We start from the raw sequence: 20,338 nt of genomic DNA on the forward strand, positions 1-20,338 counted from the left end.
GGCTAAATACCAGTTTGAAAAGCACTGGCAGCACAACAAGGCGCCGCACTACTTATGCGCATGAACAAAATGCACAAAATCAGCAAAACGCTCTAATTGCAGCTTAAGCACACAATATTGAGCAAAAACGGCTTTGCTTCCAGGCTTGCGTTGCGGCCTGAGTTCATTTGCTGTTCAGCCGCTACAAAAATAAAACTATGATCAACAGGGCTGGATAGATGAAACCATATAATACACTTTTACCGGTGCTGGCATTGTCGTGCCTGGCGGCACCGTCGTACGCCACTGAAACCGAACAAGATTTAGCAGCGCAGGTTGCCAGACTCAGCGAGCAGGTAGCTGAACTGAAAAAACAGGCTGACTCCCCCGCTATCAGCTTTGATGGCCGGGTGCAGTTAGATTACAACTGGTTTAACGGCGCCTATAACGCCAATGAAAACGGCAGCAGCGGCAGTGATTTATTTCCGCGCCGCGTAAGAGCTGCCATTAATTCCAACTTTGAACACTGGGACCACACCTTACTGCTGGAATTTGCCGAAGGCACCGCCGAAATTATTATGGCGCGGGTACGCTATTCCGGTTTCGACAATGGCCTGCGTCTGCAATTTGGTAAATTACGCGAAGATATCTCGCTTAACGCCCTTACCAGCAGCAACAATATCAGCCTGATTGAACGCAGCAGCCTGGCTGATACCTTCTCTCCGTACTTCCGCTGGGGCGCATCGGCGTATCAGTATAATAAAGACAACGGCCTGCGCTGGGCGTTGGGGGTATATAAAAACGATGCTTTTGGCTCAGACGGCGAAGATGACAGCGGTAAGTTGGCGCTGGCCTACACTGGTCGCTTAACCTGGTCGAAAACCTCTGCTGAACAGGTATGGCACCTGGGTGCCTGGCATTCGCAGCGCGATATGGGCGGCAATGAGCTGGCGGCTCGGGTTGCCCGCGGCGAATTGCGGGAAACAGCAGTACGGCTGGTTGATTATGCCGCCGGTGGCGATGTGGTCGCGCTGGACAGTTTACGCCAGTCGGGGCTGGAGCTGGCTTATCAGCTGCGCAGCCTGACACTGGAAGCTGAATACGCCCTGCGCACACTGAATACCCTGGATAACAGCAGCGCGCTTAATGGCAAACACCACAGCGGTTATCACCTTAGTGTCAGCTTTTTTCCCGGTGGGCAGCAACGCCCTTACAGTGCTGGCTCTGCCGTGTTTGGCCAGCCGAAAGACATCCGCAATGCCTGGGAGCTGGTAGCAAGAGCCAGCCGGCTTAACACCGCCAACGCAGGCCAGGGTACCGATGTTACCACTTATACCTTAGGCGGCGCTTACTACCTTAATCCGAAAGTAAAATTTATGGCCAACCTGATGCACAGCAATGTGTCCGGCGCCGGCCAGCAGGCGCTTAGCGGCGAAGAAGACAGCGGCACCGGCTTTGCCGCCCGCGTACAGTACTTATTCTAGGAAACCTTATTATGAAGATGATCAGCTTACTGAAAAAATCCGTTCTGGCGGTGGTATTGGCGGGCTTTTGCCATAGTGCACTGGCCGAACTGCATATTATTATTCCCGGCGGCCCGGGCGGCGGTTGGGACACCACAGCACGTAGTGTAGGTGAAGCGCTGATGAAATCCGGCCTGGAAAGCCGTACTTCATTTCAGAATATGTCTGGCGGCGGTGGTGGCCGTGCTATTGCCTATATGATTGAAATAGGTAATAAGAAAAACGACATTTTGATGGTGAATTCCACCCCTATCGTGATCCGCGCGCTATCCGGTGCTATTCCGTTCAGCCATCGCGATCTAACCCCGGTAGCCAACCTGATAGCCGACTACGGCGCCTTTGTAGTACGTAATGATTCACCACTCACCAGCTGGCAGCAGGTGATTGAACAACTGAAAGTTAACCCGTCCGGGTTAAAGTTTGCCGGTGGCTCGGCACGCGGCAGTATGGACCATCTGGTGGCAGCACAGGCTATTGCTGCAGCAGGCATCCCTGGCCGCAACCTGCGTTATATCCCTTACGACGCTGGCGGCCAGGCCAAAGCCGGTTTGCTGTCGGGTGAAGTAGAGCTGCTGTCTACCGGCTTAAGTGAAGCGCTGGAACTGGCCAACGGCGGCCAGGCACGCATACTGGCGATGACGGCAGAGCAACCGGTGGCTGATTACCCGGATATTCCTACATTGCAGTCGCTGGGTTATGACATGAGCTTTACCAACTGGCGTGGCTTTTTCGCCGCCCCCGGTACCCCGGCAGAGCAAATAGCCGCCTATAACGATATGCTGCAAAAAATGCTGCAAACGCCTGAGTGGGAAATTGTGCGTGCCCGTAACGGCTGGATCAACCTGTATCAGGGGCCACAAGAGTTTGCTGCAGCACTGGCTGAACAAGAGCAGGAGCTGAAGCAGGTCATGCTGGACCTGGGCTTTATCCGCAACTAACCGGCAGAGGCAGCTATGTTAAATCGCGATACGTTAGGCGCACTGATTTTCCTGGCTTTTTTTACTGCTTATGCAGTGTTTGCCTGGCAAATTCCGTTGCTGCCGTTTGAAGAAATGGACGCCGTTAACTCGGCGTCTATCCCCAAAGTTTATGCCGTGCTGGGGCTGATATTCAGCTTGCTGGCACTGCTGGCACAAGCCATTAAGCGCCAGCATAACAGTGACGCTGGCTGGCCACAGATTAACCGCAGAAGCATCGGCCAAACCGCAGTATTGTTGCTGTTAATGTGGGTTTATACCGCGCTTTTGGAACCTACCGGCTTTTTGCTGGCAACCTCTGCGTTTTTATCTGCCGGCTTTTTTATTATGGGTGAACGCCGCTGGCGCGTGTTGCTACTGGCCTCAGTGCCGGTTGCGGTGGTGTTCTGGCTGATTATGACGAAGTTGCTGGGGATCTATCTGGTACCCGGCGAACTGTGGAGTTAACTTATGTTAGATGGCATTTTACTTGGTCTGTCGACCGCCCTGCAGTGGCAAAATTTGCTGTACGTTATTGCCGGTTGCTTTGTCGGCACCTTTATCGGCATGCTACCCGGCCTTGGGCCCATTACCGCCATTGCGCTGATGATCCCCATTACCTACAGCATTGACCCCAGCTCAGGCATGATCCTGATGGCAGGTGTGTATTACGGCGCTATTTTCGGCGGCTCTACTTCGTCTATTTTAATTAATGCACCCGGCGTAGCCGGTACAGTAGCGTCATCGTTTGACGGCTACCCTTTGGCAAAGCAAGGTATGGCCGGTAAAGCACTGGCCATTGCGGCCTGGGCGTCGTTTACCGGCGGTACTATCGGTGCGTTATTGCTGATGCTGGCGGCCCCCACGCTGGCAAAAGTGTCGCTAAGCTTTCAGTCGGCCGACTATGTGGCGTTAATGTGTCTGGGCCTGACCGCCATAGCGGCGTTTTCTAACAAAGGTACCTTTTTAAAAGCCATGATGATGACAGTGTTCGGCCTGACGTTATCCACGGTGGGCATTGACCCGTCCTCCGGTACCGAGCGCTTTACTTTTGGCAATACCGACCTGCTCGATGGCATCTCGTTTTTGCTGATTGCGATGTCGACCTTTGCGCTGGCTGAAGCCCTGAGTAATGTACTGAAACCGGAAGTAAAACAAGCCAACAGCGAGCAACCAATGCAAATTGGCTCTATCCGCTTAAGTAAAGCTGAAGTAAAAGAAATCAGCCCCGCCATTGGCCGTTCTTCATTGCTGGGCTTTATTATCGGCGTACTGCCCGGCGCCGGTGCCACCATTGCCAGCTTTATGGCCTATGCTGCCGAGCGCAATCTGGCGCCCAAAGCCTTACAGGAAAAATTCGGTAAAGGTGCATTGCGTGGCCTGGCCGCACCGGAGTCTGCCAATAACGCCGCCTGTACCGGCTCTTTTGTACCGCTGCTAACCCTGGGTATTCCGGGCTCCGGCACTACTGCCATTATGCTGGGGGCACTAATTGCCTACGGTATTCAGCCGGGGCCAATGCTGATGCAAGACAACCCCGATGTATTCTGGGCGGTGATTATCAGTATGTACTTAGGCAATATAGTGCTGCTTATTTTAAACCTGCCACTGATCCCGTATCTGGCGCGGGTACTGATTATGCCCAAAGCTATCCTGACGATGATGATCCTGTTTTTCAGCCTGATTGGCGTTTATCTGGTATCGTTTAACACCTTTGACCTGTTTATGATGATTGGCTTTGCGCTGGTAGCGCTGGTGCTGCGCCTGTTGGCGTTCCCGATGGCGCCGCTGCTGCTGGGGTTTATCCTCGGCGATATGATAGAGAGTAACTTCCGCCGTGCCATGATGACATCAGACGGCTCACTGAGTATCTTCTGGGATAAGCCGCTGACACTGGGTATTATGCTGCTGGCTATAGTGGTACTGGCCATGCCGTTGCTAAGCTTTCTGCGCTTACGTAAGGCCGCAATATAACAGTAATATAAGGAGAACCGGCTTACTCTAAGCTAACCGTTGCAGCCCCGGACGGGCGAATCGAGCCCCCAGGGAAGGGTTTACGGCGTGTTAGCGTGAGTAAGACGGTTCTCTAAATTACTCCCTGATATACAGCAGGAGCAGCATGAAACGACCTAAAAAGCTCGAAACAAGGTTAATTCTCTGGGTTACCGGCCTGTGCCTGCTGCAATTGCTGGTATTTGGCAGCATAGTGTATGCGCTACTGGCAGAAAACCTGCAGCAGCAAACCGGTGAACGGGCGTTAACCCTGGCCAATGCCGTAGCCAGCCGGCCCGATGTGCAACACGCGCTGCAACTTGGCTACGCCGACAACCGCCTGCTTGGTGCTATAGAGCAATTGCGCCAGCTGGCTCAGGCCGACTTTATTGTGCTTGGCGACACCTTACAGCGGCGGCTTATCCACCCCGACGACAGCAAAATTGGCCTGGCTATGGTAGGCGATGACAGCCGGCGCGCACTTAACGGCGAGCGTTATATCTCAGAAGCCACCGGCAGTTTAGGTTTGTCTATCCGTGGCAAGGTGCCGGTGCTAAGCGATAGCGGCGCTATTATTGGTTTGGTGTCGGTAGGCTATTTAGAGCAATCGATCCGGCCTTTGCTGTACAGCCACGGCTTGCAATTGCTGCTATTGGGCCTGTTACTGGTGGCATTAAGTATATTCAGCTCTATCTGGATCAGCCGCAGGGTACGCCATGCTATTTTTGGCCTGCAACCGGATGAAATCGGCCGCTTATTTGCCGAACAGGAAGCTATTTTAAACACCGTGCGCTCCGGCATTATCGCCGTAGACCCCGATGGCCGTATCCGCAAGCTAAACCAGCGCGCCTGTGAAATACTTGAGCTGGCGCCGGCGCGGCATAACGGCAAGCTTAGCCTGCATGAGGTACTGCCCGATCACAGCGCTTATCTGCTGGCCGATCAGCACCTGCCAATCCGCGGATTTGAGCTGTTTGCCGCCGGTAAACGCATTGTTATGGGGCGCTCGGTGTTACAGGTACAAGGCCAAACCGATGGTGTACTGCTAAGCATGCGCCCGGTGGATGAACTGGAATACTTAAGCCAGCAACTGGCCAAGTTACAGGAGTTTGCCGAATTACTGCGGGTGCAAACCCATGATTATGCCAATAAGCTCAACACTCTGGGCGCGTTAATTCAGATGGGTGCCTACGATAAAGCCATAGAGCTGATTGGCCAGGAATCACAAGGCTTTCAGGCACAAATTCATAACCTGCTGGAGCACATCAGCGAGCCACTGATTGCCGGTTTATTGCTGGGTAAACACCATAAGGCGCGGGAGATGAATATCCGCTTTGAAGTCAGCAGTGACAGCCAGTTAGCGCCGATAGAGCGCAAAGATATGGCAGAACTGGTGTCTATACTGGGTAACCTGATCGACAACGCGCTGGAAGCGGCACAACATGCAGTGCGCTTTCGTGCGCCGGCAGTGCGGGTAACGCTGGACGATGTGGGTACTAACCTGATTTTTGATGTCGAAGACAGCGGCTTTGGCCTGGCTGCCGATCTGGACACCATTTTCACCCCACAGTACAGTTCAAAAAGCGATGCCCGCCACGGCATCGGTATGTATCTGGTAAAAACCCACCTTGATGCCTGTCGCGGCACGCTGGAGGTGGGTAAGTCTGATCTTGGCGGTGCCAGGCTCAGTGTGTTTATCCCCAAACACGGCAGGCAAAACACATGACCTACAGCGTTGTGATAGTGGAAGATGAAATAGAAGTAGCGCAATTACTGGCGCAGTACTTACTGTCGCCGGATAAAAGGCGGGCTAACGCACCACGTTATCAGGTACTGGGTATTGCCAGCGATCTGGCCACAGCGCGCTCGGTGTTATCGGCATTAAACCCGGCGCTGATATTGCTGGACGTGTATCTGCCAGATGGTAACGGCCTGACGCTGCTGTCAGAGCTACGTGCCCGCGACACTAAAAGTGAAATTATGTTGTTAACTGCCGCCAAAGAAGTACAGGTGCTGGAAAAAGCCATGCAGCTGGGGGTGTGTGACTTTCTGGTTAAACCGATAATGTTATCCAGGCTGGACCAGGCGTTAAGCCGGTTTGAAGAAAAACAACAGCATTTATCTGCCGCACAGGAAGTGACCCAATCGGTGGTGGATGCGCTGTTTTTAAACCCGGCCGACACTGCCAAGGACAACAGTAAAGACCATACCAATATGCGTCTGCCCAAAGGCGTTGATGGCCTGACACTACAAAAAGTACGGCAGGTTTTCAATGCTACGCCCGGGCAAACCTACACCGCCCAGCGCATTGGCGAGCAACTGGGCATCAGCCGCTCTACCGCACGACGTTATCTGGAATATTTGCTGGAAAGTGCAGAACTAATGGTCGATCAACACTACGGCGCTATCGGCCGGCCAGAACGCAGCTATCGTAAGTGCCGTTAACCGGCTTATGCAGTGCTGGCTTGACTTTTGTTAACAGTAGAATTATAAATGCGAACCATTATCATTGCATTTTATGTTAATAAGGTTGCTTATGTCTGCTCTGCCCCGCTTTACCCCGTCCCGCATCGCTTTGTCATTGTTATTATGCAGCCCGCTGCTGCAGGCCAACGACGATGCCATAGAGCATATTCAGGTAAGCGCCACACGCAGCAGTGCGCCGGTCAGTACAGTACCGGCCACCATTACCGTGATCACGCAAGAGCAAATTGCCAGCCAGCTGGCGTTTACCCAGGATATTTCGGCCATTTTGGGCAACCTGTTACCCGGTTTTTCACCCAGCCGGCAAAAGCTGACTTCAGCCGGCGAAACACTGCGCGGCCGCGAACCCTTGTATATGATTGACGGTGTGCCGCAATCTAACCCGCTACGTAACGGCTCGCGCGACGGTAAAACCATAGATCCGGCGATGATAGAACGTATTGAAGTGATCCGCGGTGCCAATGCCATTCAGGGTATGGGCGCCAGCGGCGGCATTATTAACATTATTACCAAATCTGCCGCTGACAACCGCCATCAGCTTAGTGCCGGCTTTACCACACCTACGGCCGGCGGCAGCGATAGCCAAAGCTATAAAGCCAGTTATTTGCATAGCTACCAGCAACAGGGTTTAGCTGTGGTAGCCGGCGTAGCGGCCAGCGATAGCGGGATGTACCGCGATGGCAATGGCAAACTGATTGGCGTTGACGGCACCCAGGGCGATACGATGGACTCGCGCAGCATAGATGTGTTTATCAAAGCCCGGCAGCAATTAAGCAATACGGAAACACTGCAGCTGATGGTAAACCATTATAAGCTGCGCGGTAACGGCAACTATGTGCAGGTAGCGGGCAATGTGAATGAGGGCATAGCAGCCACTTCGGTACGTGGCGAAACCGAAGGCCGAGCCCCACAGAATAAAGTGACTACGGCCACTCTCGATTACACTAACCAGGCGGTGTTTGGCGGCAGTTTAAGCTGGCAACTGTTTTTACAGGACTTTGCGGCGCTATATGGCGGTGGCCGCTTTGCGGCATTCCAGGATCCGGCTTATGGCGAGAACCTGTATGATCAATCACAGAATAAATCCACTAAGTACGGCAGCCGCTTAACCTGGTTTAAGCCTAATCTGGCAGTAAACGCGCTGGATTTAAGCACCGGCGTTGATTGGTTACAGGATAAAACCTATCAGGAACTGGCGCTGACCGGCCGCAACTGGGTGCCGGAGGCAAAATTCAATAATATCGCGCCTTTTGCCCAATTACGTTACAGCGCAGTACCCGATTGGACCTTTAGCCTTGGCAGCCGTTATGAATACGGTAAGCTGAAAGTCGCTGATTTTACTACGCTGGCATCTTACAACAGCACCTTTGTTGTCGGTGGCGAACCAGACTTTACCGAACTGCTGTTAAACGCCGGCGCGGTATGGCAACTGCATGCCAATGTCCGGTTGTATGCCAGCTACAGCGAAGGCTTTAGTATGCCGGACGTGGGCCGCGTACTGCGGGATATCAATACCCCAGGCTTGTCAGTAGACAGCTTTCTGACTATACAGCCGGTAATTTCCGACAATCTGGAGCTGGGGGTAGAGTTCAACTTTGACAACTGGCAACTGCGCGCCAGCGCCTATCGCTCCGACTCTGATTTAGGCTCGCGCTTAGAACCCGATGCCGATGGCATTTACAGCGTAATGCGGGAAAAAACCGAAATAGACGGTATTGAAGCCGAAGGCCAGTACTACTTTAGCACTGACAGCCAGTTGGGCTTTAGTTATGCCCGCACTAATGGCCGCTTTGACAGTGATAACGACGGCAAGGTTGACACCGATCTGGGTGGCGTGAATATCGCACCGGAGCGGTTAAACCTGCACTGGCAACAGCAATGGTTGCCTAAGCTTAGCAGCCGCCTGCAGGCCAATATTCTGTTTAGCCATACGCTAAATACCGCTGAACAGTTTAACGGCTATACCACCCTGGATTTAAGCAGCAGCTATGATACAAACTATGGCCGCTGGACTCTGGGCATAGAAAACCTGACCGACAAACAGTATTTTACTTATTACGCCCAAAGCACCCCGGCCAATGCCCGTTACTTTGCCGGTATCGGCCGCACGCTAAACTTAAGCTGGAGCCATAGCTTTTAAAATGAGCTTATTCTAAATGGCCTTAACCGCGGCGCGGCTGCATCGCTACCTAAGCTGGGCGCTTGGCATCTGGCTGGTGTTGCTGGGCGTTAGCGGCGCGGTGTTGCTGTATAAAAACCCGCTGCTGCGCTGGCAATACCCGCAGTTGCAGCATATTCAGCCAGTGGCCGATATCAGCCACTGGGGGCCACTGCTAAACCAATTGCAGCAAGATGCACAGTTTCGTTATGTGAAATTCCCCTCTGCCGATGCACTCTGGCTGGAAGCCGTTACGTTCGATAACCAGCGCCACTATTACAATGAACAGCATCAGTTGCTGTTAACCCGCAGTGTGCATAGCGACTGGCTGGATTGGCTGTACGATTTTCATCTGCATTTACTGGCGGGTGAAGGCGGCCATACCATAAACGGCGTTATCGGCCTGCTTAGCCTGCTGCTGTTACTCAGTGGCCTGTGGCAATGGTGGCCACGCCGTTTTAACCGCCGCCTGTTTCAGCTGCCAAAACCCGACAGCAGCATGCGTAGCTTACGCCAGTACCACAGTGTGTTGGCACTGCTGTTGTTGCCGCTGTTGCTGCTAACCAGTGCCACCGGCGCTATGATGGTATTTAGTAAGCAAACCCAAAGCGTACTGCACACGTTAATTCCCCCCTCTGCACCGCCGGCACAACCGGTACGCCATATCGCGGCAGTGCCGCTTAATGCCACTAACTGGACAGCTGCACTGCAAAGCGCGCAGCAGCACTGGCCACTGCAGTCGCTACGGCTGGTGAGTCTGCGGCAAAAGGACACTGATCCGATAAGCTTTCGCGCTAAGGCCAGCGACGAATGGCACCCGAATGGCCGCGGCGTACTGCAACTTAATCCGCTGGATAACAGTGTGCTGTACGCCGTACCGGCGGCGGAGTTGACAACGGCAGAGCGGTTGCGAAACAGTTTTTACCCGCTGCATCTGGCTGCCGTGGGCGGCACCTTGTATCAGCTGGCGTTGCTGCTAACCGGCGTGCTCAGCCTGGCCCTATTGCTACTGGGGCTGCTGTTTAGCTGGCGCCGGCTTAAGGCTCGTTCAGCTCGTTATGATGCTTGCTGAACACCGGTATCGTTAATTGCCATTTCATGGCGGCCAAACGCAGCAACAATAACGCCAGCATGCCGCTAAGCATAGCGGGTAGTTGCGTCACGCCCAGTGCCAGCAGGCCGGTATAAACCACACCACCGAAAATACAGGTTACAGCGTATAACTCGCCACGAAACACCATTGGCACCTCACGGCACAATACATCGCGGATCATACCGCCGCAAACTCCGCTCATCGTGCCCAGCAAAATGGCAACCATAGTCGAAGTGCCGTGATCCAGCGCCTTTTGCGTACCCATAATAACGAAGAATGCCAACCCCAGCGCATCAAACAGCTGCAGAGTATTATGTGGGATGGTTAAGCGGTTGCGTACCAGCAAAATAGTAGCCACAGCCGCGATAAAAATGGCGTAAAAATAGCTGTTATTGTTAATCCAGATCACCGGGGCATTAAGAATGACATCGCGCAAGGTACCGCCGCCAATAGCAGTAACGCTGGCCAGCACTATTACACCAAAGCCATCCATCTGGTTGCGCCATGCGGCTAAAGTGCCGGAAATAGCAAACACCGCAATGCCCAATAAATCAAACCAGTGAAAATAGCTTTCCATATCTGCCCCCGGGCTGTTTAGCGGCCAAAGTAACAGGCTTTAGCAACAGCGTAAATAGGCGGTGGCTCTATAAAAAAGCCGCCTGCTTTACTGTTCGGCCAGCGCGGTTTGTGTTAACATTTTACCGTTTTTTTAACAAACACTTTTAAAGGATTAGTATGAACAAGTCAGTGATAGCGTTGGTTGTGGTAGCTGTAGCCGCAGGCGGCGGATTGTATTATGCCAACATGCTGGCAGAAGACGCCATTAAACAGCAGATTGAACAGGCAAACCAAAGCTACCGTGACCTTGCCGACAACGGTGAAATGCCTCAATTTTCATTAGCGTATAAAGATGTATCGGCTAACGTGCTCACCTCAAGTTACAGCATTAGTGGCCTGAAAGTTACCATGGCAGAGCTGGGCAATGTTGCCACTATCGACCTTATCACTGCTAAAGGTGTTAAACCGCAAAGCCTGGCTGACAAAGCCAGTATGCAAATCACCGGAATTAAAGCCGCACCTGCCGCATTACAATTACTGCCGCCCCACATCAGCGCCTTTGTGCAAAGCATAGCGCTGCACGGTGATTACAGTTACGAGTATCAGGCCAATGGCCAACTGTTATTTAGCCAGCACACCCGCATTAATGACGAGTTTAGCCTGAGCTATGACTTTACCCTGGCGCAAATGCAGCAGTTCTGGCAATACGCTAAAGAATTCAGCGCCATGTCACCGGAACAACAGCAAGCACTTACCGTTAGCGAAGACTATGTACAGCAGGTAATGGCTAAACTGGCTACCGGCGCATTAAACAGTGGCAATATTACTATTGAAAATAAAGGTTTTATTGAGCGTGCTATTGCTATGGCGGCCGAGCAGGGCCAGGCACCGGATCTAAAAACCATACAAGGCATGGCGCTACTGAATATTTCAATGCTGGAACCTTTGCCACAGCCAATGAAAGACAGCCTGACAGCCTTTGTTAATAAACCGGAAAAGTTAAAGCTGACATTTAGCTTTGCCGAACCACTGCAGTTTGAACAGCTGGCCAGCGGTGAACCCATGCCTGGCCTGGAGACACCGGAAGCGATGATTGAATACGCCAATCTGCAACTGACCGCTAACTAAGACAGGCCTGATAAGCCCGGCAACACTACTGCGGTTTCAGTAACAAACCTCTTTCACCCGGGCCTGTAGCTTTGGTAACAGCTGCCCGGCAAACCAGGGGTTGCGTTTTAACCAGATATTATTGCGTGGGCTTGGGTGTGGCAGCGGGATGATGTCTGGCCAGTAATCCTGCCAGGATGCCACGGTGCGGGTTACCGATGATTTGGCTGTCGGTAAATGATAAGCCTGTGCATACTGGCCTATCACCAGAGTGAGTTGTAACTGTTTTAGCGGTATTAATAATGCCTGGCGCCAGGCAGGGGCACATTCTGGCCGGGGTGGTAAATCACCACTTTTGCCGGTACCGGGAAAACAAAAACCCATCGGCAATATTGCCACCAGCTTGGGGTTATAAAATTGCTCTGCGCTCAAACCAAGCCACTGCCGCAAACGCTCACCACTGGCATCAGCAAACGGCAAGCCAGCATCATGCGCCTTTTGCCCCGGCGCCTGGCCAGCAATTAAAATACGTGCTTGCGGGTGCCACTGTAAAATGGGCCTTGGCCCAAGCGGTAAATGCGCCGTGCACAAGCGACAGTGGCGCACCTTATTAAGTAGCTCAGTGCTGGCATCGTTGTGATTATCCATCTGCGTGCAATTTTACCCCGTCAATCAAAAAAGTGCTTTTCCGCTGCTGCTATCAGCATAACCGCAACCAACGTCGTTACAACAACCAGTGACGATACAGCCCTGCAACCGTCGGTGCTCTGAGGTAACTGCTTACCATTAATGCAGGCCTTTCAGCTTGTCCGGGTTGCGTACCGCGTAGATATGCTGAATACGCCCGGCATGAGTTTCGATAGTAATAGCAGTGGCAAGCTGGTTATTTTCAAACACTAATACGCCAAGTGAGCCATTAAAGCGTTGCGGTTGAAAACAGATTTCAATGCCGTTTTGCTGATATGCAGCAAAAACTCCAGCCAGAAAGCCGGCAACGTCGGCGGCACCACGCAGCACTTCCGCTAAGGCCGCAACCTTACCCCCACCGTCAGAGTACAGCTCCACATCATTCGCCAACAGCGCAATTAACTTGTCGGCATCATGTTGCTGTGTCGCATCAATAAAACCCTCAAGCAACGCGTTGTGCATCTGCGGCGTGGTAATAAAACGCTGGCTATGCTGACGAATGCGTTTTCTGGCCCGCGTTGCCCACTGCCGGCATTGCACTGCAGATTTACCGAGAACATGCGCTATATCAGCAAAACTCAGCTCAAAAATATCGTGCAGCAAAAATGCAGCCCGCTCCTGCGGCGAAAGTTTCTCTAATGTCAGCAGTAAGGCAAATGACAGCGTATCGTTCAGTTCAGTCTGCTGCGCCGGGTCAGCTGTTTGCCGGGTGAGCTCATCCGGTAAGGGTTCAGGCAACCACTCGCCAACGTATAACTCCCGCTGTTTGCGGGCTGATTGCAGCTGATTCAGAGAAATTCTGCTGCATACCGTAATTAGCCAGGCCCGCGGCCTTTCTATTGCTGACACATCGGCATGATGCCATTTCAAATAGGTTTCCTGCACCGCATCATAGGCTTCCGTGAGCGAACCCAGCATGCGGTAAGCCAACCCTTCAATTGTTTTACGGTGCAGCTCAAAAATTTCTGTTCGTTTATCCGACATCGCCGCTACTCGTTTGAATTAGACATTAATACAACAAAGCGCCAGCCCAGGCTGGTACGGCGGAAGATATGCGTATACTTTTGCCTTGCGGAATAAACACCAGCGGTATCAGTCTGGTTTTTTATCTGTACCTGCTGTACGCCCACTTCGTAGGCTAAATCGCCACTTCGTACCACCAGCGCTGCTTGCTTTTGAAAACCGGTAAAGCTGGCGTGGCGAAACAGCGCCTGCTCTGTCTGCAGAAAAGCGGCCTTACCGGACACCAGCTCTCTGGATGGGATCAGCAGCTGTATATCATCGCTGCAAAGCAGTGCATAGGCGTTGGCATCACCGGCAACTATAGCCGCAGCCTGGCTGGCACGCAGCTGTTCAATATCGTGTTTATCCTGTTCGCTAAATTCGCCGTGCCACAACGGCAATTCAGCCGCCTGATGTAATTGTTCTGTCGTCATCGGTAACTCCTGCAATTGTCAGTACCAATAAGACAAATCAGCGCAGTAAAATGTGACAGCAAGGTGTTAATGCTTGCGCGCCCTGGGCGGCAACAGAAACCAACTGGCCAGTACCAGGCCGGCAAAACCGCTGTACAGCAGCATAAATACCCAATCCGGCGCAGTGTAATACAACAGTTGCTGCAGCCAGTGCTGAATAAAAGAGCCGCTATAGGTTGCGGCACCGGCCTTATCGCGCAGTGCCATTTCCCAAACGGTTAACGGGCAAATTAATCCAAGCCATGACTGCAGTGCTACTATGCCGATAGCAGCTAAATGCACAATACGAAAAGTACGGTTTTTTACCCAACGCCAATGCAGAACATAGCCGCAGTAAATGGCCACCAGGCCAAATACCACGAATAACACAAATAAGAAGTGAGCAACTAGAATGGTATCGGCCAGTACTAAAAGTAACGAGGTTTTTGCCATGTTATTTCACAATAACCCCAGCAATTCCAGGCTGGCTTTACCCAGCGTTACCCGCTTACCTGCATCGGACGCGTTTTTAATATCCAGATTTAACGCAAACGTATAAATACGCCCTTCTTTTTGCACCCAGCCAACCCACCAGCCTACACCGGGACCCGGCACATTTTCCCAACCGGTTTTACCATATAGCTGCCAGTTCTCGCCTTGTTCCAGTAAGATAATTTCACGCACATTTTGCTGAATGTGTTTAGGTAGAGGTAACTGGTTTTTTGCCAGTTTTGCCAAGAACAGTGTCTGCTCAGCTGCACTTATTTTCAGCGGCCCTTGCAGCCAGAAGGTATCAACCGTTACACCAATATCTGCATTACCAAAATCAAATGCCGAAACATATTCACGCATGCGTTCAAGACCAGTGCGCCGGGCCAGCTCCTGATAAACTGGCACATTGGATACGGTAATCGCATCACGCAGAGCCATGTCTTTTTCCCAGGCAGCAAAAGGTTGTGGTTGGCCGCCATAAGGCAGAATGTCGTCAACATTTTTTACTGAGCCTACTGCCAGACCAATCAGGCTATTGGGGATCTTAAACGTCGACGCTGGAATGAATCGTGTTTTGCCGCGAGCCTGGTTGTAACCAATAAACTGATCAGCATCGACATCATACAGTACAAAAGTGCCGGCTATACCCGCCTGTGTGAACAAAGCTTCAACTTCTGAGTTGTCACGCCAGTCAGATGCGAAGCCAGGCCAGGTAACAAGTAGCAATATGGTAAATAGTGATTTCATCTTGGCCCCTTAAGTCAGTACTATGTCAAACATCGTTAAATCAGGTCTGCTGCTGCATAAATCCAGCACTCAGTGCCGGACTTTAGCCTTGCTTTTACCCGCACATAAGCATCCACTTCGTAGTCGTCGGCCTGCGCCAACTCGGCATCGGTCAGCTCAAATACCGTACCCGGCACTTCATCGGCATTATTGCCGCTAAGGCGCAAAATCGGGTGATACGCTTTGCCGCTTTCGCGTAGTACCCGCTCGTCGGTTATTTCTACCTCGCCGATAATATAGCCCTGCAAAATATCTTTGCTGCCGCTTAACTCGCGGCCAAAGTTGGCCAACTGGACGTTTTTTTGTTGCAAAGTACCGTAAGAAAATAGTTTAGCCATGGTTAACCTTGCTCAGTGTTGAGTGTTGAGTGTTGAGTGCGCTAAGTTTACTGCCGCAATAAGCGAAGGTACAGCGCCTTTCAGGCTGCAAAGCGGCATTAGCGCCAACGCTAAACAAAAGCGATCCAACGACCGGCAGTTAGAGTAGCAAGCCATAGTGTAAGTGAGATTAAGGCACTAAGTTTCAGCAGCAAGGTAGCTGGCTGGTCTGCCAGAATGGCGCGCCAGGGCGGCAGGCCATGTACCACCGCCACATTAATCAGCGCCAGACTGATCAGTGCCAGTTTTAGCAGAAAAGCGCTGTTGCCAAGATAGTGTGCCGGCTGTACGCTAAACAGCAACACCCCGGTTAGTATTGCCAGCATAACGCCGCACGCTGCGACCCGGCTTAATAACGGCGCCAGTTCGCTAAGAGAGCCCCGCTTAATGATGCTTAAAATACGTAAGTCGAGCGTGACAATACTACCCACCAGCAACCCCAGACCCAGAATATGTGCTGAGGCTACCAGCGGATAACCGATATCCGACTGGCGCAGTGCCGATGCTAACGCCGTATCGCCCAGATTAAGCAACAACGCCGTCAGCATTGCGGCTTAATCCTCACGCAGCAGTTCAGGGTAAAAGGTATATTGCTTGCTATTAATAGTTGCACGTACGGCTTTGATAATATGCTCATCTTTGTTGGCAGAGCGGTGGCCACGTATCAGCACCGTATCACCGGTTTTGGCTTCGCCTTCAACAAAACCGGCAGCTTTGGTTTGCCGGGGGTTACCTAAGTCTACCTGCCAGGGGCCGGTATCGGTTTCAATCATCAGCCGCGGGTGAGGCGGCCCGATAAAAACCTCTGTGATAGTGCCGGTCATTTCTGTTTGTTTATCTTCGGTCCAGTTCCAGCCATGGTGCGCTGCCACTTCGGGTAACCAAAGCAGCATCGCCGCCAGCGCGCTGATAACCGTAATTTTCGTGTTTTTGCTACGCATATATTTTACCCTGCCGCTAAATTAAACCGACCTTAAGTATACAAAGCTGACAGGGTATTGCCATGTTGGTGGGAGCAGGTTTCTTGCATCCGCCTTCGCAGGCAAACATAACGCCAGCCAGTATAAGCGGATAATGTGTTGCGGGTCGGGCTCACGAGGGGCGCGTTTTTTATGGCTATTGTTATCTTTTCCTTTCAATGATGAATTCTGATTCGTCACTGTTATGAATGAATATTTCGCCTTCGCCTTTGAAAGGAGTTGTGAACTCAATTTTCCCACGACCACAAAGATCATCGCCTTCACATTCGCCTTGCCATGAAAACTCCATGTACGGAACGCGTGTAGAAACCCGGACATCAACCCAACCTTTTACAGCACCAAAAGCAAATTCACCCAAGCCATCATCTGTAAACTCAAAATAACCGGGTTCAACTAAATCTACATAGTCCTGATCCCAGTTTGACATCCAAGTGATATGCCATTTACCAACGAAATCGTGCACTTAAACTCTCCGAAAAATATAACGCCAGTGTAATTTGCGCATTAAAGCGAAGCGTAAGTGTATCAAATTGACACTTTTGTTATGGTTTTTTGCATATTAAAAACCCATAGATTTTAGTATTACAGTGCCGACTATTGCTAATAACGCAGTAAAAATAGAAGGCCAAAACCATTTTGGCAAACTAGTAAAACGCAGTGATTCAAGCCTTTTCTCACCATTAGAGGTAAGTAGCAATTGAGAACAATACGTTGGTGAATTTAGAGTCCGAGAAATATTTCCGCTTAAAAAGCCTTGTTCTATTAGATCTTTAACTAGATCAGCCTCTAGCCCTTTGGAATTACACCGAGGGTTTTCTTTGATATATTTAAGTACCTTTTTTATCCTTGCATCAATACTTGGCAAAACTTATTCCTCGATGAACCATAACGTCGCCGTCCGGCGGCCGCAGGGAGCGAATTTGATGGCTTTGTTAGAGGGCATCCGCGAGCTGCCACCCTTCATGTGTTAACTCATAGATTTCGCCTTTGTGGCCAACAGGCTGAACATAGCCACTCGTAACAAGTTCATTGAGTGCGGATTCATATGCCGCATAATCTCTTTTTGAATTCTTTCCGAATGATTTCTTCCCTGCTTGTATGCTTTGCTCTCCCAGAGTTTTCGGAGTCATGATTACTCCTTTATCTTCTGACGCGGCAGATAATAGCAATTCTCTAGCCTTCTCCGATAGTTTGGCATCTCTCTCATTTCTGATTTTCTTTATTTCTTCTTCTAGCTCCTTCTTCTTGGATTCATCTGATATTTCCGCAATAGACTCATCTCTTTTTGCTCTATCAATGAGTTCGCTTTCTCTCTTTGCAGCTAAGTCAGTACGCACCTGCTCAAGCTCTGCCTGACGAATAAATTTTCTATGCTCAGCCTCAAGATTTGAATTTTCTATCAACCCTAGCGGCTTTTTTGCAACTAGGAGAAATAAGTATCTTAGCCAATGAGTTGATGCCGCAACTAAGGCACCAACAATTAAAGGTAGTATGGCAAGGCCCCAGAAACTTGTTTCTGTATCAAACAGCTGTAGTCTTTCAGCTGGAGAACCCGTTGATACTGCCAGTAAGAATATTCCACGCCAGTTAAGCGCAAAGAACGCCAAAACAGCATATCCAAAATATGGCGATTTTATTCGAGAATTTATTGCATCCATGACGTCTTTCATTTAGCGATTCCCACTGAATATGTTTGAAGTGATCTCTAACGCATAGCTTTGGAGCGGCTGAAGCGCAGCGAAAGCCGTCCCAGCCACGACAGTGGCGACAACAGCGCCTTGATACTCATTGAGCCTTCTCCCCAGCCCAGCCATTTGGCTAAGCTGGAAGGCGACCAAACCAAAAAGGAGAAGACTCAATGAAATTTTATACTACACAACATCCGTACTATTGTGGAATTGATTTGCATGCACGCTCTTTGTACGTCTGCATTCTGGATGCTGCCGGTGAAACCATCTTACACCGTGAAATTAAAGCATTACCACAGCCTTTGCTCGATTTATTAGCACCTTACATCGGCAATATTGTTGTCGGCGTTGAATGCATGCACTGCTGGTACTGGGTTAGTGATTTTTGTGCTGAACACGGTATCGACTTTATTCTCGGTCATGCGCTGTATATGAAAGCCATTCATGGCGGTAAAGCCAAGAACGACCGCATTGATTCCTATAAAATCGCTCATCTTATCCGTGGTGGCAATTTCCCACTGGCATACGTTTATCCGCCAGAAATGCGTGCTGCCCGTGACTTATTGCGCCGCCGAACCCGTATCGTCCGTCACGGTGCTGATTTAAAGCGCACGTTAAAAACACGACCAGCCAATACAATTTGTCGCCAAATAATCTGAACTTACGCTATGACTTTGCTCGGGAAGCCATGCGAAACCGCTTTGATGATGACTGTGTACAACGCAATATCGACCTTGATTTGAACATCATTGCTTTTTACAAACACGAACTCAGCTCCGTTGAATGTTTTATTGAAAAACATGCGAAACATCATAACGGTAGTGATTACCACATCCTGACCAGTTTCCCCGGTATTGGTCGTATTCTGGCACTGACCATTCTGTATGAGATTGGCAGTATTGGCCGCTTTAACACAGTACAGGACTTTGCCTCATACAGTCGGCTGATTAAATGTAAAGCCGAGTCAGCAGGCAAAAGCTATGGCACACAAGGTAACAAAATCGGCAATGCCCATTTGAAGTGGGCCTTCGGTGAGATTGCCGTGCTGTACCTGCGCGGTAACGACAAGGCCAAAGCTTATTTGCTGAAACTACAAAAGCGCATGAGCAAAGCCAAGGCTCTTAGCGCTCTGGCGCATAAAATTGGCCGCTGCGTTTATTACATGCTGAAAAATCAGAAGGTGTTTGATGAAAAGCGATTCTTAGCCGGTTAAGTCGCGGGACAAGGTGAGCTGAACGTCTAACTGGAACACCATGGCTGATGCTCAAATGATGGTTGGGTAGCCCCTGGCAATAAGCTGAATCGCCCGCCTTCTGGCACATTGCCGTAACCAGATTGCTTTGATTAGACACCTTGTCGCTGCGCATACCCATCAGCAAGATGGTTTGCACCTGTGCTGAGCCTGAAACTAACTGGCTTTAAGCCCGACGTCTTGAATAGCGCCAAACAGGTTAACCGATGAATGTCTGGTGCCCCTGCTGTCAGCAAGGATGCTGAAATCAGCAGGCGCTCATTGAGCATGAGATAAGAGAGCCCCGATATGTGTTTGTTGCAGGCTATCGCCTGGCAACCATAATGACAGATGAAGCAGTCTATCTTGCTGATGGACAAGGGCCTGGCCGCTGACGCGACCAGAAGAGCGGTTTTACCTATTGACTCCGGGAAGGCTCATATGTGTTATGCATGACTTAACTCTCCGTACCTTAAATACATCAGATTGTCACCGCCACCTATTTTCCATGGCTTTTTACTATCTCGTTCAATAATTTCATTGAGAACTACATTACGTGGACAACTAGCAATTATTTCCGTTAACACGCAACTTGCTGATTCAAGATGATCGTCTGTTGCATCATCAGTAAAAACCGCATGGAAACTCAATTTTTTATCGATTAGCGACACGTAAAGAAAGCGAAGTGTATGAGGAACTTCGCCTAACATTGCGATCTGTACTCTTCTAGCTATATCCATTGATGCCCACGATCTTACTCATGCATAACATTTTATTCTTGAGCATGCTCGTT

22 protein-coding genes and 1 pseudogene are annotated in these 20,338 nt (G+C 50.7%); 10 read left to right on the forward strand and 13 right to left on the reverse strand.

What is annotated here, in order from left to right:
• Positions 1–218: 218 nt before the first annotated feature.
• From J3B89_RS14610 to J3B89_RS14645, 8 genes are all read left to right on the forward strand, one after another.
• Complete coding sequence (locus J3B89_RS14610) at positions 219–1,463, forward strand: OprO/OprP family phosphate-selective porin (RefSeq protein ID WP_215398344.1); 1,245 nt, start codon at positions 219–221, stop codon at positions 1,461–1,463.
• A gap of 11 nt (positions 1,464–1,474) precedes the next feature.
• Positions 1,475–2,440, forward strand: coding sequence for a tripartite tricarboxylate transporter substrate binding protein (locus tag J3B89_RS14615; protein ID WP_215398345.1), 966 nt, complete (start codon positions 1,475–1,477; stop codon positions 2,438–2,440).
• 15 nt (positions 2,441–2,455) lie between these two features.
• Positions 2,456–2,926, forward strand: coding sequence for a tripartite tricarboxylate transporter TctB family protein (locus tag J3B89_RS14620; protein WP_215398346.1), 471 nt, complete (start codon positions 2,456–2,458; stop codon positions 2,924–2,926).
• A gap of 3 nt (positions 2,927–2,929) precedes the next feature.
• Positions 2,930–4,432, forward strand: coding sequence for a tripartite tricarboxylate transporter permease (locus J3B89_RS14625; protein ID WP_215398347.1), 1,503 nt, complete (start codon positions 2,930–2,932; stop codon positions 4,430–4,432).
• Positions 4,433–4,577: 145 nt separating this feature from the next.
• Positions 4,578–6,176, forward strand: coding sequence for a sensor histidine kinase (locus tag J3B89_RS14630; RefSeq protein ID WP_215398348.1), 1,599 nt, complete (start codon positions 4,578–4,580; stop codon positions 6,174–6,176).
• Positions 6,173–6,895, forward strand: a complete 723-nt coding sequence (locus J3B89_RS14635) for a response regulator (RefSeq protein ID WP_215398349.1) — start codon at positions 6,173–6,175, stop codon at positions 6,893–6,895. Before J3B89_RS14630 ends, J3B89_RS14635 begins: the two co-directional genes overlap by 4 nt.
• 91 nt (positions 6,896–6,986) lie before the next feature.
• A complete protein-coding gene (locus J3B89_RS21410) occupies positions 6,987–9,074 on the forward strand; it encodes a TonB-dependent receptor (protein WP_215398350.1) in 2,088 nt (695 codons plus the stop codon).
• 16 nt (positions 9,075–9,090) lie between these two features.
• Positions 9,091–10,164 (forward strand): PepSY-associated TM helix domain-containing protein, encoded by a 1,074-nt coding sequence (locus tag J3B89_RS14645; RefSeq protein WP_215398351.1) that lies wholly within the window; start codon positions 9,091–9,093, stop codon positions 10,162–10,164.
• Here the strand turns inward: J3B89_RS14645 and J3B89_RS14650 are convergent.
• Positions 10,130–10,762 (reverse strand): trimeric intracellular cation channel family protein, encoded by a 633-nt coding sequence (locus J3B89_RS14650; RefSeq protein WP_215398352.1) that lies wholly within the window; start codon positions 10,760–10,762, stop codon positions 10,130–10,132. The two genes, J3B89_RS14645 and J3B89_RS14650, sit on opposite strands and share 35 nt — an antisense overlap.
• Before the next feature lie 158 nt (positions 10,763–10,920).
• Here J3B89_RS14650 and J3B89_RS14655 point away from each other — a divergent pair, with 158 nt between their 5' ends.
• Entirely contained in the window at positions 10,921–11,871 is a 951-nt protein-coding gene (locus J3B89_RS14655) for an aq_1923 C-terminal domain (RefSeq protein ID WP_215398353.1), read from the forward strand.
• Between the two features lie 36 nt (positions 11,872–11,907).
• On the opposite strand, the gene J3B89_RS14660 is transcribed toward J3B89_RS14655, so the two are convergent.
• The 11 genes from J3B89_RS14660 to J3B89_RS14710 all read right to left on the reverse strand — a co-directional run bounded on the left by J3B89_RS14660 (position 11,908) and on the right by J3B89_RS14710 (position 18,296).
• The gene (locus J3B89_RS14660) at positions 11,908–12,498 is read right to left on the reverse strand and encodes a uracil-DNA glycosylase family protein (protein WP_215398354.1); all 591 of its coding nucleotides are present in this window, start codon (positions 12,496–12,498) and stop codon (positions 11,908–11,910) included.
• A gap of 138 nt (positions 12,499–12,636) precedes the next feature.
• Positions 12,637–13,521 carry an RNA polymerase sigma factor SigJ gene (gene sigJ / locus J3B89_RS14665; RefSeq protein ID WP_215398355.1) on the reverse strand — a complete coding sequence of 295 codons (885 nt, stop codon included), beginning with the start codon at positions 13,519–13,521 and terminating at the stop codon, positions 12,637–12,639.
• A 5-nt stretch (positions 13,522–13,526) separates the two neighbouring features.
• Positions 13,527–13,973: a YybH family protein gene (locus J3B89_RS14670; RefSeq protein WP_215398356.1), complete on the reverse strand. Its 447-nt coding sequence runs from the start codon at positions 13,971–13,973 to the stop codon at positions 13,527–13,529.
• Positions 13,974–14,039: 66 nt separating this feature from the next.
• The gene (locus tag J3B89_RS14675; RefSeq protein WP_215398357.1) at positions 14,040–14,444 is read right to left on the reverse strand and encodes a DUF2784 domain-containing protein; all 405 of its coding nucleotides are present in this window, start codon (positions 14,442–14,444) and stop codon (positions 14,040–14,042) included.
• A gap of 6 nt (positions 14,445–14,450) precedes the next feature.
• Positions 14,451–15,230: a class D beta-lactamase gene (gene blaOXA, locus J3B89_RS14680; RefSeq protein ID WP_215398358.1), complete on the reverse strand. Its 780-nt coding sequence runs from the start codon at positions 15,228–15,230 to the stop codon at positions 14,451–14,453.
• 35 nt (positions 15,231–15,265) lie between these two features.
• Complete coding sequence (locus tag J3B89_RS14685) at positions 15,266–15,607, reverse strand: gamma-glutamylcyclotransferase family protein (protein WP_215398359.1); 342 nt, start codon at positions 15,605–15,607, stop codon at positions 15,266–15,268.
• A gap of 110 nt (positions 15,608–15,717) precedes the next feature.
• Positions 15,718–16,194: a DUF6644 family protein gene (locus tag J3B89_RS14690; RefSeq protein WP_215398360.1), complete on the reverse strand. Its 477-nt coding sequence runs from the start codon at positions 16,192–16,194 to the stop codon at positions 15,718–15,720.
• 6 nt (positions 16,195–16,200) lie between these two features.
• Complete coding sequence (locus tag J3B89_RS14695) at positions 16,201–16,587, reverse strand: DUF6152 family protein (protein ID WP_215398361.1); 387 nt, start codon at positions 16,585–16,587, stop codon at positions 16,201–16,203.
• A 181-nt stretch (positions 16,588–16,768) separates the two neighbouring features.
• The gene (locus J3B89_RS14700; RefSeq protein WP_215398362.1) at positions 16,769–17,089 is read right to left on the reverse strand and encodes a hypothetical protein; all 321 of its coding nucleotides are present in this window, start codon (positions 17,087–17,089) and stop codon (positions 16,769–16,771) included.
• 96 nt (positions 17,090–17,185) lie between these two features.
• On the reverse strand, positions 17,186–17,491 hold the full coding sequence (locus J3B89_RS14705) for a hypothetical protein (protein ID WP_215398363.1): 306 nt from the start codon (positions 17,489–17,491) through the stop codon (positions 17,186–17,188).
• A 67-nt stretch (positions 17,492–17,558) separates the two neighbouring features.
• A complete protein-coding gene (locus J3B89_RS14710) occupies positions 17,559–18,296 on the reverse strand; it encodes a hypothetical protein (RefSeq protein WP_215398364.1) in 738 nt (245 codons plus the stop codon).
• Between the two features lie 188 nt (positions 18,297–18,484).
• On the opposite strand from J3B89_RS14710, the pseudogene J3B89_RS14715 reads away from it, so the two are divergent.
• Positions 18,485–19,527, forward strand: a pseudogene (locus J3B89_RS14715) (IS110 family RNA-guided transposase).
• Positions 19,528–19,991: 464 nt separating this feature from the next.
• On the opposite strand, the gene J3B89_RS14720 reads toward J3B89_RS14715, so the two are convergent.
• On the reverse strand, positions 19,992–20,285 hold the full coding sequence (locus tag J3B89_RS14720) for a MafI2 family immunity protein (RefSeq protein WP_491009106.1): 294 nt from the start codon (positions 20,283–20,285) through the stop codon (positions 19,992–19,994).
• Positions 20,286–20,338: the final 53 nt, after the last annotated feature.

This window comes from Rheinheimera oceanensis (genome assembly GCF_018831085.1).
Classification (GTDB): domain Bacteria; phylum Pseudomonadota; class Gammaproteobacteria; order Enterobacterales; family Alteromonadaceae; genus Alishewanella; species Alishewanella oceanensis.